General features: G+C 25.9%; 3 protein-coding genes. All 3 read left to right on the forward strand.

What is annotated here, in order from left to right; translation table 11 throughout:
- The first annotated feature begins 230 nt into the window (after positions 1-230).
- The 3 genes from ACIQ06_RS16075 (at position 231) to ACIQ06_RS16085 (ending at position 2,954) form a co-directional block, all read left to right on the forward strand.
- A complete protein-coding gene (locus tag ACIQ06_RS16075; protein ID WP_396147946.1) occupies positions 231-1,148 on the forward strand; it encodes an ABC transporter permease in 918 nt (305 codons plus the stop codon).
- Positions 1,145-1,825: an ATP-binding cassette domain-containing protein gene (locus ACIQ06_RS16080; protein WP_396147947.1), complete on the forward strand. Its 681-nt coding sequence runs from the start codon at positions 1,145-1,147 to the stop codon at positions 1,823-1,825. The genes ACIQ06_RS16075 and ACIQ06_RS16080 overlap by 4 nt, the downstream gene beginning before the upstream one ends.
- 223 nt (positions 1,826-2,048) lie before the next feature.
- Positions 2,049-2,954 (forward strand): hypothetical protein, encoded by a 906-nt coding sequence (locus ACIQ06_RS16085; RefSeq protein WP_396147948.1) that lies wholly within the window; start codon positions 2,049-2,051, stop codon positions 2,952-2,954.
- The last annotated feature ends 129 nt before the right edge of the window (positions 2,955-3,083 follow it).

A 3,083-nucleotide genomic window follows, 5' to 3' on the forward strand; every position in this document is an offset into this window, starting at 1 on the left:
TTCCTTGCATGAGTAAATTTAAAAAAAATCAAATTTATTTACAAGGTTTTGTATATTTGAGTTGTGCAACATGCACAGCGGTTTCAAGAAATGGCGAGGCACGGGATTTATCAGAAATTGGAAAGGTCTTTAATTAAAAGTTTTTTCTATATTTGTAAAGGCTTGGTCTTGGTTCATCGCCACTTCTTGAAGCCGCGAAACGTTACCAGCCATTTTAGCGCACCGAAATAATGAAAGAATATTTTATTTTACAATACAAAATGCTAAACAGGCAATTAACCGAATGGGGAATTGAACCAGTAATTGGGTATGTTGTTGGTCTATTTGCATTTATTGGTATTTCGATGAAATTATTTGAAAAAACTCAATTTGCTGAATATATCTATATTTTATTGGCTTTAAGTTTAGTAATAAAATTGAATGAAATAAACAGAAACGATTTTTTAAAGCTTTGTTATTCTAAAACGGAGTATTTTAAAATAAGAATAGTTGAAAACCTAATTGTTTCAATAGTATTTATAACCTTTTTGTTATTTCAAGAAAAGTATTTGAGTTCGATTTTACTTTTTATTTCGGTTTGTCTTTTTTCGCTAATAGATTTAAAAAGCAAATCAAGTTTTACATTACCAACTCCTTTTTATAAGTATCCGTTTGAGTTTACAGTAGGTTTTAGGTCAAATTATTTAATCTATTTCTTTGCTTATTTTTTGACATTTATGTCGATTAGTGTTGATAATTTTAATTTGGGGATTTTTTCATTAATTCTGACTTTACTTTCTTGTCTTAATTATTATGCAAATTCTGAAGATGACTATTATGTTTGGGTATTTTCTTTGACTCCAAAAGAATTTTTAAGATATAAGTTAAAAAACATCATCCAATATTCAACTATTTTGTGCCTACCAATAATTGTAAGCTTATCTCTATTTTTCTACACAAAAATAGATATTATATTAGGTTTTCAATTTTTAGGATATTTATTTATTTTTACAACTATGTTAGCGAAATATTCAGTATTTCCTGAAAAATTAAATATTAGATTTGGAATTGTATTTGCATTAACATTGTGGCTTCCGCCATTATTATTGCTAATTATTCCTTATTTATACATTCAATCAACGAAAAAATTAAAAGAGATATTACAATGATTAGGATTGAAAACTTGTCAAAATCATACGGTTCTAAAGTAGTTTTGGAAAATATTAACTTAAACTTTGAAAAAGGAAAAGTTTATGGTATTGTTGGCGAAAATGGAGCAGGAAAAACTACATTGTTCAAATGTATTGCTGGATTAGAAAAACATAACGGAGCAATCATTTGTGAATATGGAAAACCTAAAGATTTTCTGGGCTATTTACAAACAGAACCTTACTTTTTTTCAAAAATAACAGGTAATGAGTATATTCAATTATTATGCAATGCTAGAAATGTAACCAATACCGATTTAAAAGAAAAAAATATTTTTGATTTACCATTGAATGAATATGCAGTAAAATACTCAACGGGAATGAGAAAAAAACTCGCATTTACAGCAATATTATTGCAAGAAAATAAATTATTCATTTTAGACGAGCCATTTAATGGTGTTGATATTCACAGTAATATAATAATTACCGAAATAATTCATAAATTGAAAGAAATGGGAAAATCAATTATAATTTCTTCTCACATTTTTTCGACACTAAACGATACTTGCGATGAAATATTTTTATTGAAAAATGGACAAATTATTAAGAGAGTTTTGAAAGAAGAATTTAGCAATTTAGAAAGTGAAATGAAAGCGTTTACAATCGGAAATAAAATAGAAAAATTAAACTTAAAATAAAAAACGGCTGGTAACAGCGGTTTCAAGAAATGGCGAGGCTCGGGATTTATCAGAAACTGGAAAGGTAATTAATTAAAAGTTTTTTCTATATTTGTAAAGGCTTGGTCTTGGTTCATCGCCACTTCTTGAAGCCGCGAAACGTTAGCAGTAATGCTCTGAAAACTCAACAAATAGACATATTTCAATAAAAAAGAACTTATCAGATTTTGAAAAATAAAGAAGCATGGGTAAATATTTACAACAATTAAGATTTGAAATTCAAAATACTGATTACAAAAAAATCTTAAACGAAAAAGAGAAATTTAATCAAAGTATTTGCAGCTTAATTGATACACTTTACAATTTTTATTTACCCAAAAAAGTTGTAGTTGGAGAAAATATTTGGCAAATAACTGTAAAAATTACAAGTCAAAAAGATTTAGACGAAAAAGTCGATATTTTTGGACTTGGTTATGATAGTTATATATTTTATGATTTGGAAAATCTAAATAGTAAAAGTTTACTCGAACATAAAACTTTACTATTAAATTTATTTCACAAAGGAATCTTGAAGTGTTTAAAAGATGATAATCAAAACTTAAAAATATTTGAAGAAATTTATAACAAAGTTTTGAAAGACAAAATAACATTTGATGACTTTTATAAAGAAAAGAAAATAAGTCCAGACAAAAATAAATATGCACAACTCAAAGGTTTTTTATCTGAAAATTATGAGAAAAAATTGTTTTTAAATATAATTGATAAAACCAACGACGAAATAAAATCCATTTTTATTGGTAATTATAACTTTCAAGCATTTGACAAAATATATTGGAATGATAACAATACAATTTTTGTTTATCATATTAATAACATACAATCATATAAAAGTAAAAAAGTAGCAGAAGATTATTATATTGTGAACATTGAAAATGGAAATGTAACATATAATCCAACAACAAAAGAAAGTATGTTTGATTATGGTGTTCAATTATTAACAGAAACTAATGAATATGAAAAAGCTATTGAATATTTGAAACTTGTTAGAAATTTAGGACATGGAAAAGTTGAAAATATTTTTAAAAATTTAGAACTTAATCCAAAAGAAAGAGATAAAACAATTTTACTACAAACACCTAAAAAGAAATGAAGCACTACTGCTAACAGCGGTAACCGTTGCACAACCACCATTTTTTAAAAATAAAATCGTAAATTATAAAAAAACAACCTCTTTTAAAGCGATTTAATAGAGGTTTGTTTTTTAGCTAAAGTTCAAAAT

The organism is Flavobacterium sp., from assembly GCF_044341265.1.
In the GTDB taxonomy this organism is placed as follows: Bacteria; Bacteroidota; Bacteroidia; order Flavobacteriales; family Flavobacteriaceae; genus Flavobacterium.